General features: G+C 52.8%; 10 protein-coding genes. 7 read left to right on the forward strand and 3 right to left on the reverse strand.

Annotated features, from left to right (window positions below):
* Nucleotides 1–5: 5 nt before the first annotated feature.
* The 6 genes from FOA19_RS11255 (at nt 6) to FOA19_RS11280 (ending at nt 12,048) form a co-directional block, all read left to right on the forward strand.
* Complete coding sequence (locus FOA19_RS11255; RefSeq protein WP_149090921.1) at nt 6–2,369, forward strand: GH32 C-terminal domain-containing protein; 2,364 nt, start codon at nt 6–8, stop codon at nt 2,367–2,369.
* Nucleotides 2,370–2,413: 44 nt separating this feature from the next.
* Nucleotides 2,414–4,507 (forward strand): DUF2961 domain-containing protein, encoded by a 2,094-nt coding sequence (locus FOA19_RS11260; protein ID WP_149090922.1) that lies wholly within the window; start codon nt 2,414–2,416, stop codon nt 4,505–4,507.
* A 104-nt stretch (nt 4,508–4,611) separates the two neighbouring features.
* On the forward strand, nt 4,612–6,228 hold the full coding sequence (locus FOA19_RS11265; protein WP_149090923.1) for a glycoside hydrolase family 32 protein: 1,617 nt from the start codon (nt 4,612–4,614) through the stop codon (nt 6,226–6,228).
* 299 nt (nt 6,229–6,527) lie between these two features.
* Nucleotides 6,528–9,116, forward strand: a complete 2,589-nt coding sequence (locus tag FOA19_RS11270; protein ID WP_149090924.1) for a cellulase family glycosylhydrolase — start codon at nt 6,528–6,530, stop codon at nt 9,114–9,116.
* Nucleotides 9,117–9,252: 136 nt separating this feature from the next.
* Entirely contained in the window at nt 9,253–10,908 is a 1,656-nt protein-coding gene (locus FOA19_RS11275) for a M1 family metallopeptidase (protein ID WP_149090925.1), read from the forward strand.
* 213 nt (nt 10,909–11,121) lie between these two features.
* Entirely contained in the window at nt 11,122–12,048 is a 927-nt protein-coding gene (locus tag FOA19_RS11280) for an alpha/beta fold hydrolase (RefSeq protein ID WP_149090926.1), read from the forward strand.
* A 125-nt stretch (nt 12,049–12,173) separates the two neighbouring features.
* Here FOA19_RS11280 and FOA19_RS11285 read toward each other — a convergent pair whose 3' ends face one another.
* Both FOA19_RS11285 and FOA19_RS11290 read right to left on the reverse strand, forming a co-directional pair.
* Nucleotides 12,174–13,766, reverse strand: coding sequence for a M20/M25/M40 family metallo-hydrolase (locus FOA19_RS11285; RefSeq protein WP_149090927.1), 1,593 nt, complete (start codon nt 13,764–13,766; stop codon nt 12,174–12,176).
* Between the two features lie 110 nt (nt 13,767–13,876).
* On the reverse strand, nt 13,877–14,308 hold the full coding sequence (locus tag FOA19_RS11290) for an acyl-CoA thioesterase (RefSeq protein WP_149090928.1): 432 nt from the start codon (nt 14,306–14,308) through the stop codon (nt 13,877–13,879).
* A gap of 551 nt (nt 14,309–14,859) precedes the next feature.
* On the opposite strand from FOA19_RS11290, the gene FOA19_RS11295 reads away from it, so the two are divergent.
* Nucleotides 14,860–16,656, forward strand: a complete 1,797-nt coding sequence (locus tag FOA19_RS11295) for a glycosyltransferase (protein WP_149090929.1) — start codon at nt 14,860–14,862, stop codon at nt 16,654–16,656.
* A gap of 214 nt (nt 16,657–16,870) precedes the next feature.
* Here FOA19_RS11295 and FOA19_RS11300 read toward each other — a convergent pair whose 3' ends face one another.
* Nucleotides 16,871–19,306 (reverse strand): glycoside hydrolase family 31 protein, encoded by a 2,436-nt coding sequence (locus FOA19_RS11300; RefSeq protein ID WP_223808851.1) that lies wholly within the window; start codon nt 19,304–19,306, stop codon nt 16,871–16,873.
* Nucleotides 19,307–19,431: the final 125 nt, after the last annotated feature.

Consider the following 19,431-nt stretch of genomic DNA (forward strand, 5'->3'; position numbering starts at 1 on the left):
AAAACATGAGTAATAGAAGCATTACATCCTTGACCTTACGAGTGCTGCCGCTGGTTTCCGTTTTAGGCCTCTTTTCGGCAAATTTGGTTCAAAACAGCGAGAAGGACCTCACCGCTTTTTGGGCCTTTGATGAAGGAAAAGGCAAAGTAACCCAGGACGCCAAGGCACCACAGAAAGATAGCATCCATTACATTTTCAACCAGGCCAAATTCAAGCCCAGCAGTGATCCTTTGTGGCGGAAAAGCGGGATAGCAGGAGGGGCGCTCTTATTTGATGGGTACTCTACCTGGATAGAAAGACCGGAAACCTCCTTCAAAACTCCCACCAATGCCATTACGGTTAGTGTGTGGGTGGCCCCGCGCTTCTTTGAACATGGTCAGGAGGAAAAACTATCGGCCATCGTAAACCAGCAAAACAAAGAGAAGAAGGAAGGTTTTGCCTTGGGCATGTACCGCCACGGACGCATTTCCTTTCAGGTAGGCACGGGCCAGGATTGGTTGGAAGTGTGGGAGGAGAAAAACCTGCTGCCCAGAAATACTTGGTCTCATGTGGTAGGTACCTATGACGCCAAAACCGGCCTTGCCGCTTTATACCTGAACGGGAAGAAAGTAGCCGAAAAAAGCTTGGCGAAGGACGCTGGGGAGAAGTTGATTAAACCTTCTTCCGAGAAGCTGCTAATTGGCAAACACAACCAGAATGTGAAACTCGCCCGGTACTTTGACCTGAATATGTTCAATGGGCTCATGGATGAGCTAAAGATTTATGGCAGAGCTTTGTCTCCGGCAGATGTCCAGAAATCTTACCTAGCGTACCTAAAGCCGCATGGCATGAAAGTTCCTATGATAAAGCCTCAGGATATCAACCTGAATTCCGAGGAACTTGCCGGGGATAGGCACCGGCCGCAGTTTCATGCCATGCCGCCGGCCCATTGGATGAATGAGCCCCATGCCCCTTTTTATTATAAAGGCAATTACCATCTGTTTTATCAACAAAATCCTTTGGGTCCTTACTGGGGGCAAATTCACTGGGGGCATTGGGTAAGCCCGGACCTGGTGCACTGGAAAGCCTTGCCTCCCGCCTTGTACGCCGAGAACGACACCTTGTCGCCGGACGGTATTTGGTCCGGGAGCGCCAGCTATGACGAGAAGGGGGACCCGGTTTTGTTCTTCACGGCCGCCAATGACAAAGCCTCGCCCAACCAGCGGGTAGCCATGGCCAAGCCCAAAGATATCAAAGACCCTTTGCTGGTGGAATGGCAGAAATACCCCAAACCCCTGATCACCCAGAAGAAAGGCATAGGCCTATTCGGGGAATTCAGAGATCCGTTTGTATGGCGTGATGAAACTGATAAAAAATGGTATTTGCTCAATGGCTCCGGCTTGCCCGGCAACGGAGGCACTGCTTTGCTATACAGTTCCAAAGACCAGGTAAACTGGGAATACCACGGACCTTTCTACAGCTTTAACTATCAGCAGAATCCACACCTGGGACCCATCTGGGAGTTGCCCGTTTTCCTGCCCATCGGGAAGTATCCGAACGGAGAGAAGAAGTACATCTTCCTGGTGAGCCCCGTTGGCAAGGGAGCCGATGTAGAGGTGTATTACTGGCTGGGCCGATTTGATAAAGCCCAGTTCAGATTTGTGCCGGACCAGGAGGCGCCGCAGCTAGTAGATTTAGGAGATTTCCATTTCACCGGCCCCAGCGGCATGGTTGACCCTAAAACCGGACGGGCGATAGTCTTCACCATCGCCCAGGGCAACCGGAATTCGCAGGACGAACATGCCGCCGGTTGGGCACATAACGCGGGCTTACCCGCCCATTTGTCTTTGCATGATAATGGAAGGTTAAGAGTAGAACCCATTGAGGAGTTAAAGTCCCTACGGAAGAAAGAACTCGTAAACTTCACCGGCAAAAAATTATCTGAGGCGAATCAGTTGCTCGCTAATGTGAAAGGCCCCATGATGGAAATTGAGGTGGAGATCAATCCGCTGCAGGCCCAGAAATTCGGGATGAAAGTAGGCTGCTCTCCTAACGGGGAAGAAGAGACCCTGATCTACTATGATAAAACAACGGGTAAACTCATGGCTGATCGGACCAAAACCAGCAAGACCAGAAAACAGGGATTGGAAGGCGGAAAGCTGGACATCGGGAAGGAGAATCTGAAGCTCCGCATCTACCTGGATCATTCCATGGTGGAAACCTACGCTAACTCCTACAACAGCCTCACCACCCGCATGTATCCTTCCCTGGAGGATGCTTTAGGCCTGAAAGTGTGGGCCGACCAAGATGTGATGATTGAGAAAATGCGGGTGTGGGAGTTGATGCCCATGACCGAGAACCCGGAACCTGACAAAGCTAAAGGCTTCTGATTTTTGCCTGCAACTTGCCATCTGAATCCATAGAACTAACGCACATGAAAACCAGTGTCTGGATAAGGTTCATTCTTGCTACATTCTTGCTGCAATGGCTGGCCTTATCGGCTTTTTCGCAGGGAGCCCTGAGTTATGTAGATCTGGTGAACCGCCTGCATGATTTGGAGTATCTGGCAACTCCTCCCCATAAAGACGAGAAATCGGGTAGTTTTTCCAGTTATGACCGAAGATCAAGGTATGATGCTGTCACCAACACCTATGAAGCCTGGGGGGCTAACGGCGATGGCTCAGGGTATATCAGAAAAGAAGGCAAGGACATAGTGGTGTTTGAGCAGGAAGGACCTGGGGTAATCTGGCGTTTTTGGAGCGCTTTGGCAAAAGAAGGCCATATCAAAATCTATATTGATAACCAGCCCGTACCCGTGGTGGACAAACCCTTCCGTGATCTTTTTGAAACTGTAGGGAATGAGGTTCCGCCTATGAACTACCCCAACCTTGTTATGACCTTGTCCAGGGGTAGAAATCATTACTTGCCTATTTCTTACAGTAAGCACTGCAAAATAGTGCTGTCAGAAAATTGGGGTGCCTATTATCATATAACTTATACATCTTTGCCTAAATCCACTACGATTCCCTCTTTTACAGGTACTTACACCAAGCAGGAGAACTTCGCCTTAGCACAGACAGACAGAACCTTAGGGTCGCGGGGGTATGAACGAAAACATTATGACAAGGAAGTAGTAGAGACCCGCCAGGTAAAGGCCACTCCCAACGCTGAAGTGCTCTTGAGGGAGGTGCAGGGAAATAAAGCGATATCCTATTTTAAGGTCAATTTTGATAATTTCCTCACAAAACAGGAAAAACAAAGTTTAATCAAAAACCTGTGGCTTAGCATCACCTGGGACAATGACAAGACGCCCTCCGTGTTAACTCCCTTAGGAGTTTTCTTTGGCACAGCACCAGAAGTATATTCTTATCGGTCCCTTCCGGTGGGCGTCATCAATACTTCTTTCTATTCCAACTGGTGGATGCCTTTTTCAAAATCCGCCAAGATCAAATTGATTAACAAAGGTAGTGTGCCTTATGATATAGGCTTCACCTTAGTCACGGTACCACTATCAGAATCCGCGGATAGCTTGATGCGCTTCCACGCAATCTGGCACCAGGGCCTGAACAGACAGGAACAGATCAGCACAATAAAACCGCAGGACGTTTTACTGGCAGATTTTGAAAAAGGCAACTATTCTGGCTGGGAAGTGTCTGGAAACGCCTTCGGGAAGAATCCTGTCAAAGGCACGCTGCCTAACCAAAGCCCGGTAAGTGATTTCAAAGGCTCTTACCTGGTGAACTCCTACCTGAATGGGGACTCTTCTATCGGCACCCTGACCTCCAGGAAATTCTCCATTAACAAACGATACATTAATTTCCTGATCGGCGGAGGCAGCCATTTGAATAAGACGGGCCTGCAATTGCTAGTGGATGGGAAGGTGGTACGCACCGCTACCGGAATGGAGTCAGAGCAGCTCTTTCCTGTCTCTTGGGATGTAGCGGAGTTCAAAGGGAAACAAGCCGTGCTTAAAATCATGGATCTTGAAACAGGAGGGTACGGGCATATCCTAGTAGATCAAATTACCTTAAGTGACCAGAACATCGCCCGCACCGATGGCCGCGCATTGGATTGGACTTTTCTGGATGTAAAAGGAAAAGGTCGGTTCTGCGGATTGACCTTGCATGTAGAGAACACTTGGGAAGAACCCAGGCAGGAAAGCGAAACCTGGTGGTACGGAAAATGGGATAAGAAAACCATTGACTGGTGGTGGGGCGAAGGGGATGAGAAATTTTTTGTGGACGGGGAAAAGTTTCCTTCCACCTACGGGACCGGGAGCGAGGATTACATTGGATATGCCTGGTCTGCAGAACCGCCGTTCCCCGTATTTGACAGCCCTTTTGCCAGCCAACCATTTACCGCCCTTACCGGAAACGGCCACACCATTGTGAACCGGTTCCACATAGCCGATAACGTTCCTTTCCAGAACTCCTTTGAAGGAAATCTGGAGAAGTATAAACTGAATAACTGGGGCAAAAACAATCGCTGCCTATTTGATGCGGTGGTGTACTGGTACCAGATGCCCTGAGAAAAAAGATGTATGACAAGTTCACAGCATCGGTTTTAAAGGCCGGTTTTGCCAAAACAGATCAAAAACACGCAATCAACAATAAACTAAACAAACCAAATGATATGAATCGCAAGCCCGCCTTTTACCTTTTAAGTGCGCTCCTCCTGGCCGGAGGAGCGAGTTGTAACCTCGGCAAGGAAGCAGAAACCAGAACAACCCAGGCGCAAGTTAATAAGGTGACGACCGAACAGCACCGGCCGCAGTTTCATTTCACGCCTCCTTCCAAATGGATGAACGATCCCAACGGCATGGTGTACCACAAAGGCGAATACCACCTGTTCTACCAGCACCACCCCGGCAGCACTACCTGGGGACCTATGCATTGGGGCCACGCCGTGAGCAAGGACATGGTAAATTGGGAGCACCTGCCCATCGCGCTCTACCCCGATGAACTGGGCACCATTTTTTCGGGCAGCGCCGTGGTGGACGTGAACAATACTTCTGGTTTAGGCACTAAGGAGAACCCGGCTATGGTGGCCATTTACACGTACCACAGCGAGAAACTGGAGAAGGCTGGCAGAAATGATTTCCAAACCCAAGGCATGGCTTACAGCCTGGACAACGGCCGCACTTGGAAGAAATACGAGCAGAACCCCGTGGTCAAGAACCCCGGCATCCGCGATTTTCGGGACCCGAAAGTCTCTTGGAACGAGAAAGCTGGCCAGTGGGTCATGACCCTGGCGGTTTTGGACCACATTGAATTTTACGGCTCTAAAAACCTGAAGGATTGGACCAAATTGAGCGAGTTCGGGAAGACGGCGGCGGCGCACGGCGGGGTGTGGGAGTGCCCGGATTTGTTTCCGCTTACGGTGAACGGTCAGCTGAAATATGTGTTGCTCGTGAGCCTGAACCCGGGCGGACCCAACAAAGGCTCGGCTACCCAATACTTCATCGGGGACTTTGACGGCAAGACCTTCAAAAGCGACAATCCGCTGGAAACCACATTCTGGCTGGATTACGGTACTGATAACTACGCCGGGGTTACCTGGGACAACGTACCTAAATCTGATGGCCGACGCCTGTTCCTGGGTTGGATGAGCAACTGGCTGTACGCGAACGAGGTGCCCACCGCTTCCTGGCGCAGCGCCACCACGGTACCCCGTGAACTCACCCTTCGGCAGACGAGCGAAGGCGTGAGATTGTTCAGTGCCCCGGTGAAAGAACTGCAGAAACTACGCGCCGGCACTACGTTTGTCAAAGCACAGGAAGTGAGCGGCACCCTGGACCTAAGCAATCGCTATAACCTGAATTCTCCTTTGCTGGAACTTGACCTGAATTTGGATGTAGCCCAAGCGCAGAACGTGGTCCTCCGGTTCTCCAACAACAAAGGCGAACACCTGGAGGTAGGCTACAACCCGGCGCAAAAAGAACTGTTCATTGATCGCACAAAGGCGGGCAAAACCGATTTCAAAGACACGTTCCCGGGCCGGCACACCGCGCCTTTGACGCTGGAGAACGGCAAATTGCGACTGCACCTGCTGCTGGATGTGGCTTCCATAGAGGTGTTCGCGAACGAGGGGAAAACCGTCATGACCGATATCTTCTTCCCCAACGAGGACTTCACCAAAGTGGAACTGGTGTCTACCGGAACCACCCGGTTACTAGATAGCAAGGTCTACAAACTCAAGCCCGCGAGCGGGAGCGAAACAGCCTCCACCAAGGTTTCTGACATCCGCTAAGCACCTACTTGGTAAATAATAGCCCCATCCAAAGCGCAAACTTTGGGTGGGGCTTTTTTTATTATACAAGACCAAATACGCAAGCTAAGCCTTTTGAATGGAAGAGCCGTAGCAGTAGAAACAAGTTAAGGCGCAGGGTGCCTGAAGTGGTTTAAGGCTGTTTTTGCAAAAAGGCCGCAGAAACAAACTGCCTTTGCGTTTCCCTTGAATTGAAGGCAGACCTTGTAAAAGATAACGCTCCCTTGCGTAAGTTTGCCTAAGGAGCCGTAAAGCGCTCTTATCCCTTTTACCGCCGATGTATGAAAAACAGATATAAAACGCTGACCCTGGCAACGCTCCTGTCCTGCAGCCTGCTTGGGCCCGCTTCGGTTACCGCCCAGACCAAAACTGATAAAGGAACCGACCTGGTGTATGTAGACAAGCAGGGAATTCTCCGCTGGAAAAAGAACAACCAGGAGGCCACCTTTTTCGGGGTGAATTACACGGTGCCGTTCGCGTACGGGTACCGCTCCGTGAAGGCCAGAAACGTTTCTCCCGAGCAAGCCATTGACCAGGATGTGTATCACCTGGCCCGCTTGGGTCTAGACGCCTTCAGGGTACACGTGTGGGATACCGAGATTACCGATACCTTGGGCAACCTGCAGAACAATGAGCACCTGCGTCTCTTTGATTACCTGGTGTTTAAGCTGAAAGAGCGCAACATCAGAATCATGCTCACGCCCATCGCTTTTTGGGGCAACGGCTACCCCGAGAAAGATGAGAACACGCCCGGCTTCTCCCGCCTGTACGGCAAGCAGAAAGCCCTGGTGAACGAGCATGCCTTCAAGGCGCAGGAGAACTACCTGAAACAGTTCCTGAACCACGTGAACCCCTACACCAAGCAGACGTACGGCGCAGACCCCAACATCATCGGGGCCGAGGTGAACAATGAGCCGCACCACTCCAGCCCCAAAGCCCGAACCACCGAGTACGTGAACCGCATGACGGCCGCTATCCGGGCCACGGGCTGGAACAAGCCGGTGTTTTACAACATCAGCGAATCGCCCACTTATGCAGACGCAGTGGCCAAGGCCCAGGTGGACGGCTTCAGCTTTCAGTGGTACCCCACCGGCTTGGTGGCTAACCGCACCTTGCAGGGCAATTACCTGCCCAACGTAGACCGCTACCACATCCCGTTTGACACCATCCCCGAGTTCAAGAACAAGGCCCTGATGGTTTATGAGTTCGATGCCGGCGACGTGTTGGGCTCTTACATGTACCCGGCCATGGCGCGGAGTTTCCGGGGTGCCGGGTTCCAGTGGGCGACCCAGTTCGCCTATGATCCGTTGGCCACCGCCTACGGCAATACCGAGTACCAGACGCATTACCTGAACCTGGCCTACACGCCTTCTAAAGCCATCAGTTTGATGATTGCGTCCAAGGTGTTTCACCAGGTGCCCTTGCGCAAGAACTACGGCTCTTACCCCGCCGACAGCGTTTTTGATGCCTTTCGGGTGAGTTACAAAGAGTCCTTGAGCGAGATGAATACCCCGCAGGCGTTCCTGTATTCCAACACCACGCGCACCAAACCCGTGAATGCCGCCAAACTGACGCAGGTGGCCGGCGTAGGAAGCTCACCGGTGGTGCAGTACAGCGGCTCCGGCGCGTATTTCCTGGACAAACTGGAAAAGGGCGTTTGGCGCCTGGAGGTAATGCCCGATGCCCTCCACATCCGCGACCCCTTCGCAAAAGCCTCGCCTAACAAAGAGGTGACGCGCATCCAGTGGCAAAACCAGTCTATGCAAATTACACTGCCGGAACTGGGCGAGACTTTCACCATTACCGCCGTGAACGAAGGAAACTCGTACAGCGCCACGGCCAAAGATGCTAGTTTTCAGGTGCAGCCCGGCGCCTATTTATTGACCAAAAAAGCAAAAAGCGGCGTAAAACGGGAAGCTGCCTTTGGGAACCTGTTGGTGAAGGAATTTGTGGCGCCGCAGCCGTTTGACACCAAGCTTTTTGTTAGCCATCAGCCTTTGAAGGAGGTATCGGCGGGCAGATCTTTCCCCATCACTGCGCAGGTGGTGGGCATATCACCCAACGCCAAAGTACAGGTGCAGCTCAACAACCAGGCCGCCGGATACAAAACCGTCCCGATGGAGAAATCAGGCGCGAACCAGTATAAGGCCGAGGTACCGGTAGAGTTGCTTTCTCCGGGTTTGGTCAATTACCGCATCATGGTACAAGACGGAAATCAGCACGTGACCTACCCGGGCGAATATGAGGGGGATCCCTGGGCCTGGGACTATTACCAGAACGAGGCTTACCAGACCTTTGTAGCCGCCGAGAACGGGGCGCTGTCGCTGTTCAACGCCACCACCGACCGGTCCATCTTCGTTTTCCCCAACCTCTGGAAAGCCGATGAGCGCCAACTGATCGCCGCCTCTGAGCCTGGGCAACTGATCCTGAAATTGTCTGCCAAGGACCTTCCGACAGAGAAGACCTTTGGCTTCCAGCAATTCATCGGGGACAAACTGAAGGGGAGGGAAACCGAGCTGGCAGACTTTAAGAAACTGGTCATCAGGATCAGAAGTGGCAACGCAACGCCGGCGCCCGTGAAAGTGAGCTTGATCACCGCCAATGCTTCGGCGTTTGCAACTACGGTCAACGTGGGCAATACTTTCAAGGACATCGAGATTCCGCTGAACGCATTGAAACCGGCTGCCATGATTCTGCTGCCGCGGCCTTACCCGGGTTTCCAGCCGTTCTCGTTCCAATCGGCCAAACCAGAGGCTTTCAGCCTTCAGCAGGCGGAGAAACTGGAGATTTCTCTGAGCCAGGACGCGAAAGCCGCAGCCGGTCAGGTCAGCAGTTTTGAGGTAGAGGCAGTGTGGTTGGAGAAGAAGTAGGCTCCGGAATTTAATTCAAACCAGATTATAGGCGCGCTTCTGATTTCGGCTTACTTTTACCAAAGTAGCTTGAAATCAGAAGCGCTTTTCTGTGCGCCTGATCAGGCTTAACCCTCACTTTGAAAGCGAACGAACCATGCACCATCGGCTTCCCTTGATTACCGCGGTGGCCTGCTTCCTGGGACTTCTGAGTCCGCAGGATACCCAGGCCCAAACTACCCCCACCTTCACCCGGCAAGACACCTTGCGCGGCTCCATCACCCCGGAGCGGGCCTGGTGGGATTTGGTTCATTATGACCTGCGCATGAACGTGAATCCGCAGGACAGCACCCTAAAAGGCGTGAACCTGGTGCGCTACAAAGTGCTGAAGGCGCAGCAAACCATGCAGATAGATTTGCAGCCGCCCATGCGCATTGAACAGGTGGTGCAGAACGGCCAGAAATTAGCGGTGAAACAAGAGGGCAACGCTTGGTTTATCCAGTTGGCGGCGAAGCAGGTGCCCGGTACTATGCAGACCGTGGAGGTTTCTTACAGCGGCAAACCCCAGGTGAGCACCAACCCGCCGTGGAGTGGGGGCGTGACCTGGAAGAAAGACGCGGCCGGCAAACCGTTCATCGCTACTTCCTGCCAGGGCGATGGCGCCAGCCTGTGGTGGCCCTGCAAAGACCACATGTACGATGAACCAGACAGCATGATGATCAGGGTAGCGGTGCCGCAGAACCTGATGGATGTCTCCAACGGGCGCCTCCGGAAGGTGGACCAGAACCAGGACGGGACCAAGACTTTCCATTGGGCCGTGACCAACCCCATCAACAACTACGGCGTGAATGTGAACATCGCCGACTATGTGCACTTCTCAGAAACCTACGCCGGCGAGAAAGGCCAACTGGACTGCACCTACTATGTCTTGCGCGAAAACCTGGACAAAGCCAAAGCGCAGTTCAAGCAAGTGCCCCAAATGCTGAAAGCCTTTGAGCATTGGTTCGGGCCGTACCCGTTCTATGAAGATGGCTTTAAACTAGTGGAAGTGCCGTATCTGGGCATGGAGCACCAAAGCTCGGTGACTTACGGGAACAAGTACCAGAACGGCTACCTGGGCCGCGACCTGAGCGGCACCGGCTGGGGCTTGAAGTTCGATTTCATCATTGTGCACGAAAGCGGCCATGAGTGGTTCGCGAACAACATCACCTACAAAGACATCGCGGATATGTGGATCCACGAGAGCTTCACCAATTACTCCGAGAACCTTTTTGTGGAGTACTTCCACGGCAAGAAAGCGGGGAGTGAATACGTGATCGGTACCCGGAAGGGAATCAGGAATGACCGGCCCATCATCGGGAAATATGATGTGAATTTCGGCGGCTCCGGGGATATGTACCCCAAGGGTGGCAACATGCTGCACACCCTGCGGCAGGTGGTGAACGATGACGCTAAATGGCGGAACATCCTGCGCGGCCTCAATAAGGAATTCTACCACCAAACTGTGACCACCCAGCAGATAGAAAATTACCTGAGCAAGCAAACCGGCAAAGACCTGAAAGCCTTTTTCAACCAGTACCTGCGTGATGTGCGCATCCCTGAACTGGAGTACCGGATGGAAGGGAGCACCCTGGCTTACCGCTGGAACAATGCCGTGCCGGGTTTCAACCTGCCCCTGAAAGTGACGGTAGCCGGAAAAGAAACCTGGCTGCAGCCCGTGGCTTCTACCTGGAAAAAAACGAAGCTCGCTGCCGGTGCCTCAGACATTACCGTGGACCCTAATTTCTACGTGACCCAGAAAAAGGCACAGTAAACGCTCTCCGCTCGCTAGAGAGGAAGCTCACCTAAGAACCTATTCCCAAAGCCCCGCCTTAAGGCCGTTTTCATAAAATCGGCCTTAAGGCGGGGCTTCCTTTGTAAACAAGAGAAAGAAGCTGGGCAGGAAGTCAAAAGATTGAACATGAGGCTTTGTAACCCGTACCTCTATGCAGCCTCATCACTCTATGAGCTTTTAACCTGATTTCTAATGGACATGCATTATATCCGCCGCGGCGAGGGAAAACCTTTGTTACTCATCCATGGCGTAGGCGGCAGTTCCCGCTCCTGGGATCTGATGATAGACGGCCTGGCCGATGCTGGTCGGGAGGTGATTGCGGTGGATTTGCCGGGCCATGGCGCCACGCCGCCCTTGCCGGGCGAAGTGTCCATCAGCACCTTAGCCGATGCGGTTACGTCGTTTTTGGAAAGCCAAAACTTGCTGGGGATTGATGCCGTGGGTAGTTCTATGGGTGCCCGCCTGGTGCTGGAACTGGCCCGACGCGGCGGAGTGCTGGGAGCGGTGGTGTCGCTGAACCCTGGCGGATTCTGGAGAGGCTGGGAAAAGCCGGTCTTCTATTACTCGGTGGCTTCCTCAAAGCGGTTGCTGCAACTCTTGCAACCGGTGTTACCCGCTTTGGCGGGAAGTTCTGTGGGGAGAACGCTGCTGCTGTCCCAGTTTTCGGCCCATCCCTGGAATTTGCCCTCAAAACTGGTGCTGGAAGAACTGCGTACGATGGCCACTTCGCCCTCTTTTGACGAGTTGCTGTACAACCTGGCCTACGGCGAAGCCCAAAAGGGAGCGCCGCGCGGCACCATTTCATCCCCGCTAGTGATTGGGTGGGGACGCCAGGACCGGGTGTGCTTTCCACAGCAGGCTTCCCGGGCGCTGGCCCTTTTCCCTGATGCCAGCCTTCATTGGTTTTCTAGATGCGGGCATTTCCCCCAGTGGGATTCACCGGAAGAAGCCGTTCAACTGGTCCTCACCGTCACCAGCGGCATCAACTATGAACCATTGCTCTCCGCGGAGATGAATACACCAATCACAACCACATCTACAAATTGGGCGGCTATTCTGGGCATTGGCTTGGCGGCAGCGGTAGGTACCTATTTGCTGGCTCGTCCTAAAATGAATTAAGGCTTCTGAATAGATTTCCAATAAAAAAGTCCTCTGAAAAGGCAGGGTAGTTCCCAGCATCTTCAGAGGACTTTTGCTTTCTGCCTCACCCAAACCCGGTTACAGGCTTGGATGATACCTCACTATTACTCAACTCCGCCTTTACGAGTGGGTTTGGTTTGGGGAGGCCAGATGCCGGGCTGACCGGTTCTCTGGTTTGCTGGCAATATACTTCTCTCGCGGGAGGTGGTGGTGGGATCTTCGCTGGCCATGTAGGCTAAAATAGCGGTAAGAATGGCGTTGCTACGCACATCGTCAAACACGATCTTGTCATAGGTGTCGCGGTTGGTGTGCCAGGTGTAGGTGCCGTACGACCAGCTCAGAGAACTCAGGGAGAAGGCAGGGGCACCGGCGGCCACAAACGAGGAGTGGTCAGAGCCGCCTCCGGCTGGGGAGCCCGGGAAGTTTGTTTGAATGTGCGTCCGGATGTTTTCGGGCACAGGCGCAAGCCAGCGGTTGAGGTACTCATACGAGTGCAGGAACCCTGAGCCCGCTAAGTTAGCCACACGGCCGGTGCCGTTGTCCTGGTTGAATACCGCCTGTATTTTGCTTATAATTTCGGGATGGTCTTCCACAAAGGCGCGGGAGCCGTTCAGGCCTTGTTCTTCACTTCCCCAATGACCCACCAAAATGGTTCTTTTAGGGTTGGGGTAGATCTTCTTGAGGATGCGCATGGCCTCCATCATCACCAGGGTGCCGGTACCGTTATCCGTGGCGCCGGTGCCGCCGTCCCAGGAGTCAAAGTGCGCCGAGAGGATCACGTACTCATCTGGTTTTTGGGTGCCTTTCATCTCCGCGATGGTGTTGAACGTAGGCACCATGCCGCGCTCTTTTGACTCGGCCTGCACCTGTATTTTAGGCTTCTGCCCAGAGGCGGTCAGGCGGTACAGCATTCCATAGTCTTCCAGCGCGATGTCTACCGTAGGGATTTTCTTCGTATAGGCACTGAAGATCTTGTTCACGCCAAATCCGCTGGACCAGTTAGACATCACCACACCTGCGGCGCCGGCTTTTTCCAAAGCAACGGGCAAAGTGCGGGTGGTATAGCCCATCTTGGTCATCTTCGAGCGCCAAGCTTCGGTCTGGGCGGTGCGCTCGGCTTTCATTTTCTCAAAGCTTTCCTTTGTGGCGAATTCCTGCCAGTTGTAGTCGGGGCGGCCGGTGGGTTGCGGCATGGAGATGAGCACGAATTTGCCTTTCACGTTGGGCAGCCATTTCTGGAAAGCCACAGAATCAGTCACGGTCTCGGGGAGGGTGATGGTCTCGGCGGTTACGCCTTTGCCTTTGGTGGTGGGGCTCCAGGCCAGTTGCATGCCTTCCAGCGACTTCACCCGCGGGTACACCATGTCAAGGTGGGAAACGCCTCTTTGCCAGCCGCGCCACTCGCCCCATTTCTCGTTTCGTGCCTCAATGCCCCAGCCTTTGTACTTGGCCACGGCCCAGTCGTTGGCCTGCTGCATCTGCGGCGTGCCTACCAGGCGCGGACCTATCTGGTCCATCAACTCGTGGGCCAGGGTTTCCAGTTGGGAGTTTTGGGTGGCTTCTTTTACAATGCTTTCTACCACCGGGTTCTGGGTCTGGGCAAAGCCAACCTGGGCCGTAAAGAGGAAAGATAGGAAAAGAAGCTTGGGCGTACTTCGTTTGTAGCCCGAGCGGGGAGGGGTAAGGAGTTGTATCATGCCCCTAATTTAACCACGCAGAGAACAACTGAAAGGGATGAAAATAAAATAACCCGTCGGTTTTCTGTTTAGGGGCTGTTTTCAGTAAATCAGCCCCTAAACAGAGAGGCTTATTCCAGTACGAAATCCTCAGACTGAGGAAGGCTCATGAACTTTTGGGCCAGGTCCTCGGGCAGGGCAGCCAGTTTGCGTTTGGCCAGATCCATCCAGGCACCTTCCACGTTGATGATGGCCGCCTTCACACCATCGCCGCGGTACAATTCATGGCGGATGCTCCAGCGAGACCCATCGGCGCGGGACTTGGTCAGAACCGTTTCAATCTTGATGTGGTCATTCATGCCTACCTCGCGCAGGTACTGCAACTCCTCCCGGAATAAGATGGGACCCAGTTTCAGGTGCTGGAAAACCTTGAAATCCAATCCCAGGCTGTCTAACATAGAGATGCGGGCCTGGGCGGCGAAATCGGCGTAGGCCGAGTGGCGAAGGTGCATGTTGGCGTCTACCTGCGCCCAGATCACGTGCCCTTCATATACAATGCTCATAGTTTTTATTTTTGGTGGTGTGCGATAATCGGATAATTACGCTATGGCCTTTTCATCGGCTGGAATTGACGTATAGGGCAAATTAAATTTTTTGTTTTATCCCGATGGGAAAAGATACTTGATTAAGGAAATATCCAGCCTTGTTTGAAGAAGGAAGCGCCCATTCATCCTGCCGGATGACGACGTTACAGGGTAACGTCGCTACATATCTGGTCCTGTAGCGACGTTACCCTGTAACGTCGTACGCATTCCTGAAGCAAGCCCTAAACAAGTTCAATGAAAAGGATTAGGCAGTCCATAGGCCGGTCATAAAATCGTTCCCAAACTTTATTTCTCAAAATGCGGCAGGCTATTCTGGTGCTGGGATATGAAATCTGCAAATAATCTCTAGCTTTGAATATCATGCAATTTACATCTGGTCTGACACTGAAGGGGTTATCATGGGGAAGGGAAAAAAGCTGCCAGAGAGATGTAGCAGAATGTAAATAATTTCATTTTTATATATCCCTTTGACCCTAATTTGAGTAAAATAGCTCTAAAATGACCCTTCCATGCAACAATCGTCTTCTGCATCTCCGCATCTTCTGGAAATAGCCTGGGAAGCGTGTAACCAAGTAGGTGGTATCTACACGGTGATCCGCTCCAAAGTACCCGCCATGATTGAGTATTGGGGTGATCAGTATTGCCTTATTGGTCCCTTTTTTCCGCAACAGGCCGCCCACGAGTTTGAACCCTCTGATGATTACTCAGATGTGTACGGGCAGGCGGTGCTGGAACTGCGGGCACAAGGCGTGGAATGTTACTATGGCAATTGGCTGGTAACCGGCCGACCAAGGATTGTCCTGATTAATCCGTTCAGCGCCTTTGGGCAATTGGGGGAGATCAAACACCTGCTGTGGGAAGACCATAAAATACCCACCTCCAACGAGGATCTCCTGAACCAGGTACTGGCTTTCGGGCAATTGGTGAAGCGCTTTATCTCTTTGCTGTCTGGCAAGACCCAGGTGGTAGCTCACTTCCACGAGTGGATGGTAGGCTCGGCCATTCCGGATCTGCGCCGCGAGCAGGTTCCGGTGAAGATTGTGTTCACCACGCACGCCACGCTGCTGGGCCGCTACCTGGCCATGAACGACCCTAACTTCTATGACCAGCTCACCTCCGTTGATTGGCAGCATGAGGCAAGGCATTTCAACATAGAACCGGCGGTTTCCATAGAAAGGGCCGCAGCCCACGGGGCGCACGTGTTCACTACGGTAAGCGAGGTGACGGTGCGGGAGTGTATCTACCTCCTGGACCGGATTCCGGATACCGTGTTGCCCAACGGTTTGAACATCAGGCGTTTTACGGCCATGCACGAGTTCCAGAACCTGCATTTGACCTATAAGAAACGCATTCACCGGTTTGTGATGGGGCACTTCTTCCAGAGTTTCCCCTTTGACTTGGATAAGACCATCTACCTGTTTACCTCTGGCCGGTTTGAATATAGAAACAAAGGCTTTGACCTCACCCTGGAGGCTTTGGCGCGGCTGAACTACCGCATGAAACAGGCCAAAAGTGACATGACCGTGGTGATGTTCTTTGTGACTAAGCAGCCGTTCTACTCCATCAATCCGGGCGTGCTTCATTCCAAGGCCTTGATGGAAGAGATCCAGGAAACCTGCGAGGCCATCAAAGACCAGATTGGGGAGCGCCTCTTCTACGATGCCGCCGCCAGCTCAGACCATAAATTGCCGGAGCTCAACAACTACGTAGACGATTACTGGAAACTGCGTTACCGCCGTACCATCCAGTCCTGGAAAACGCACCAGTTGCCGCCGGTGGTTACCCATAACCTGGTCAATGACCAGTCTGACGAGATCCTGCATTTCCTGCGCAGCTCCAACCTGGTGAACAACGCCGATGACCGCGTGAAAATAGTGTACCACCCAGATTTCATTTCGCCTACGAACCCGCTGTTCGGGATGGAGTACGGGCAGTTTGTGCGCGGCTGTCACCTGGGTATCTTCCCCAGCTACTACGAGCCGTGGGGTTATACCCCGCTGGAGTGCGTAGCCAGCGGAATTCCGGCTGTGACAAGTGACTTGTCAGGCTTCGGGGATTACGTGAAGAAGAACGTGAAAAAGCACACCGACAAGGGTATTTACGTGGTAGACCGGCATGAGCGCAGCTTTGATGATTCTGCCGAGCAACTCACCCGTGACCTTTTCGATTTTGTGGAGATGAGCCGCCGAGAGCGTATCACCCAACGGAACAAAGTGGAAGGCTTGTCTGAGATGTTTGACTGGAAGAAACTGCTGGTGCATTATGAGCGCGCCTACCAACTTGCCCTGAGCACAAGCCAGGAATAGGTTTAGGTTCTTGCTGTATCACAGCATAAATTGCAAAAAAAGGAAGAGTCTGTTTTGAGGGTGTTTACTTAAAAACGCCCTCAAAACAGTCTCTTCCTTTTTGATTAGCTTTTATTGTTTTGTATTTGTAAAAGCCTAGTGAACATCAGAATAAGTATCAAAACTTACCCAAAAGCTGACTCAACTTATTAGTAGAGCAGATTAATTTACACCCTTATTTCTTTCCCGTTGCTGTGCCTTGCAGTTGCAATGTTTTGAAGTCTGATGGTACTTTCAACGACAGCAGGTTAGTGTCTGCGGTTACTTCCCACTCAATTTCCTGTCCGTCCACCAAAACGCTGGAAGTTGGAGCCGGTAACCCGTGGATGATGACGTTATAGTTTTGGTACCCATCTGTCCCTGCGCCAGTCCGTTCTTGGGCTACCGTGAAGACGCCATTTTCGGCGCTAGTTTGGAAGGTTTTGTTCAGGAAATTTCCTTCGGCGTAGCCGTACCCTTCGCCACCGTCTTCGTAGAGCTCACTCACGCAGGTTTGTTGGCTGTAGTACACATGCAAGGTCACTTCCGGAACTGCCAATTCGCCCACGTATTGCTGTACGGGATAGAGTGGAAGCACCGCCCCGGCTTTCACAAACATGGGTACTTTGGTTAAAGGCGCATCAACCCAGATCTCTCTTTTGCCAAGGGCCAATTCATCGGTCCAGAAGTTGTACCAGTGGCCTTGTGGCAGGTACATGATCCTGCCTTCTACGCCCGGTTGGGTGATGGGGCATACTACCAGATTATCGCCTAAGGAGAACTCGGCCATGCGGTGGTAGCACTCAGGGTCGTTTTGATCCAACAGGGCCAAGGGGCGCAGCATCGGGGTTCCGCGCGAGGTGTACTGCCAGAAGGTGGTATAGAGATAGGGGAGGAGTTGGTAGCGCAATTCAATGAACTTACGCGCCAGGGAGGTGTACGGCTCGCCAAACGACCAAGGCTCCTGATCGCCGTGGTCACCGGAGGAGTGGGTGCGGCAGAACGGATGGAAAATGCCCAGCTGAAGCCATCGGATGTAGAGTTCCCCGTCTGGCGTCTCAATAAACCCTCCGATATCGGAACCCACGAAGGACATACCTGAGATACTCAGGCGCTGGCATTGAATGTTGGCGAGCCACAGGTGATCCCAGGAGGCGATGTTGTCGCCGGTCCAGGCGGAGGCGTAGCGCTGCACCCCGGCGTAGCCCGAGCGGGTGATGGTGAAAGGCCGGTCTGGGTAAGAAAACTGTTTCACCCCGTGGTAGGTGGCGCGGGCCATCTGCATGCCGTAGATGTTGTGCGCTTTGCGATGACTGCCGGGTTCCCCGTCAAAGTCATGGCGCACGTCATTGGGGAAGGTGCCGATCTCAAAAACGGCCGGTTCGTTCATGTCATTCCAAACGCCTTTTACGCCCGTTTCTGCAATAAGGCCCTTAAACAGCCCGGCCCACCAGGTGCGCACCTCCTCGCGGGTAAAATCCGGGAAGTGGCATAGCCCAGGCCAGACGGTTCCTTTGTACAACGGGCCATCGGCGCGGCGGCAGAAATAGTCGTTCTCCACGCCTTCCTGGTACACGGGGTACTCATGGTCTACCTTAATGCCGGGGTCAATGATCACCACCATCTTGAAACCGTCTTCCTTCAGTTCCTGCACCAGGCGCTTGGGGTCAGGGAAGTGGGTAGGGCTCCAAGTGAAGCACCGGAAACCGTCCATGTAGTCAATGTCCAGGTACAGGGCATCGCAGGGAATCTTTCGGTCCCGGAAACCTTTGGCCAGGTTCTTCACCACCGATTCTGGGTAGTAGCTCCATTTGCACTGGTGGTACCCAAGGGCCCAAAGCGGCGGCAACTCGGGTGGACCGGTAAGCGTGGTGTACTTCTCCACTACCTGGGTAAGGGAAGGACCATAGATGAAGTAATATTCCATGGTTCCGCCCTGGGCCCAGAAACTGCTTACCGTCGAGCGCTCTTTCCCAAAGTCAAACGAGGTCCGGAAGGTGTTGTCAAAGAAGATGCCATAGGCCTGCTTGCGGTGCAAACCCATGAAAAAGTTGATGTTCTTGTAGAGCGGATCGGTGCCTTTCTTGTACCCGTACGTGTCTGACCCCCAGTTCTGGAAGCGCTTGTCGCGCAGGTTCATGTTATCGGGTTTGTCGCCCAGGCCATAGAAGAACTCGTTGGGCTGAATGACCTTGCTCATCTTTACAATGTCGCCGCCGTACTTTTTGTGTTCTTCCCAGTGGAAGCCTTTCTCGTCCTCGTTCAGCACGGTACCCGACTTGTCCAGGATACGGGTGGTAAGGCCCTGGTTGGAGACGGTGCAGATGAGGTCTTTGGTTGTGATCCGGAAATGGTCTGGCAGGGCCTTCACCTTCAGCTTTACCCCCGCGGGTTGGCGGTCTGGGTTGAGCGCATAGGAAAAATCACGGGAGAACTTCCCATCTGTTGTATATTTGAACCGTAGGATGTGGTTTGAGATGGCCTCCACCTTAAGTCCCACGCGATTGTCGCACATGAAAACCGCCGAGTTTTCAGTCGTTTCAACGTGCCGGATGGTCCCCGCGAAGTATTCTTCGCGCTTGGCCCCCAGATCGTTGACCATGTAATTTGTGTCTTGAATTGTACTATCCATGATGTGGATCAATGGCAAAAGAGTAAGTAAAAAAGGGTAATCCGTATAAATTCCGAAATCGGACCGCATAATTACGGAATGTTTCAGATTAATCGCGTTTTTTGAACAAACAGGGGCAAATAATT

The sequence above is a fragment of the Rufibacter hautae genome, from assembly GCF_008271695.1.
Lineage (GTDB): Bacteria > Bacteroidota > Bacteroidia > Cytophagales > Hymenobacteraceae > Nibribacter > Nibribacter hautae.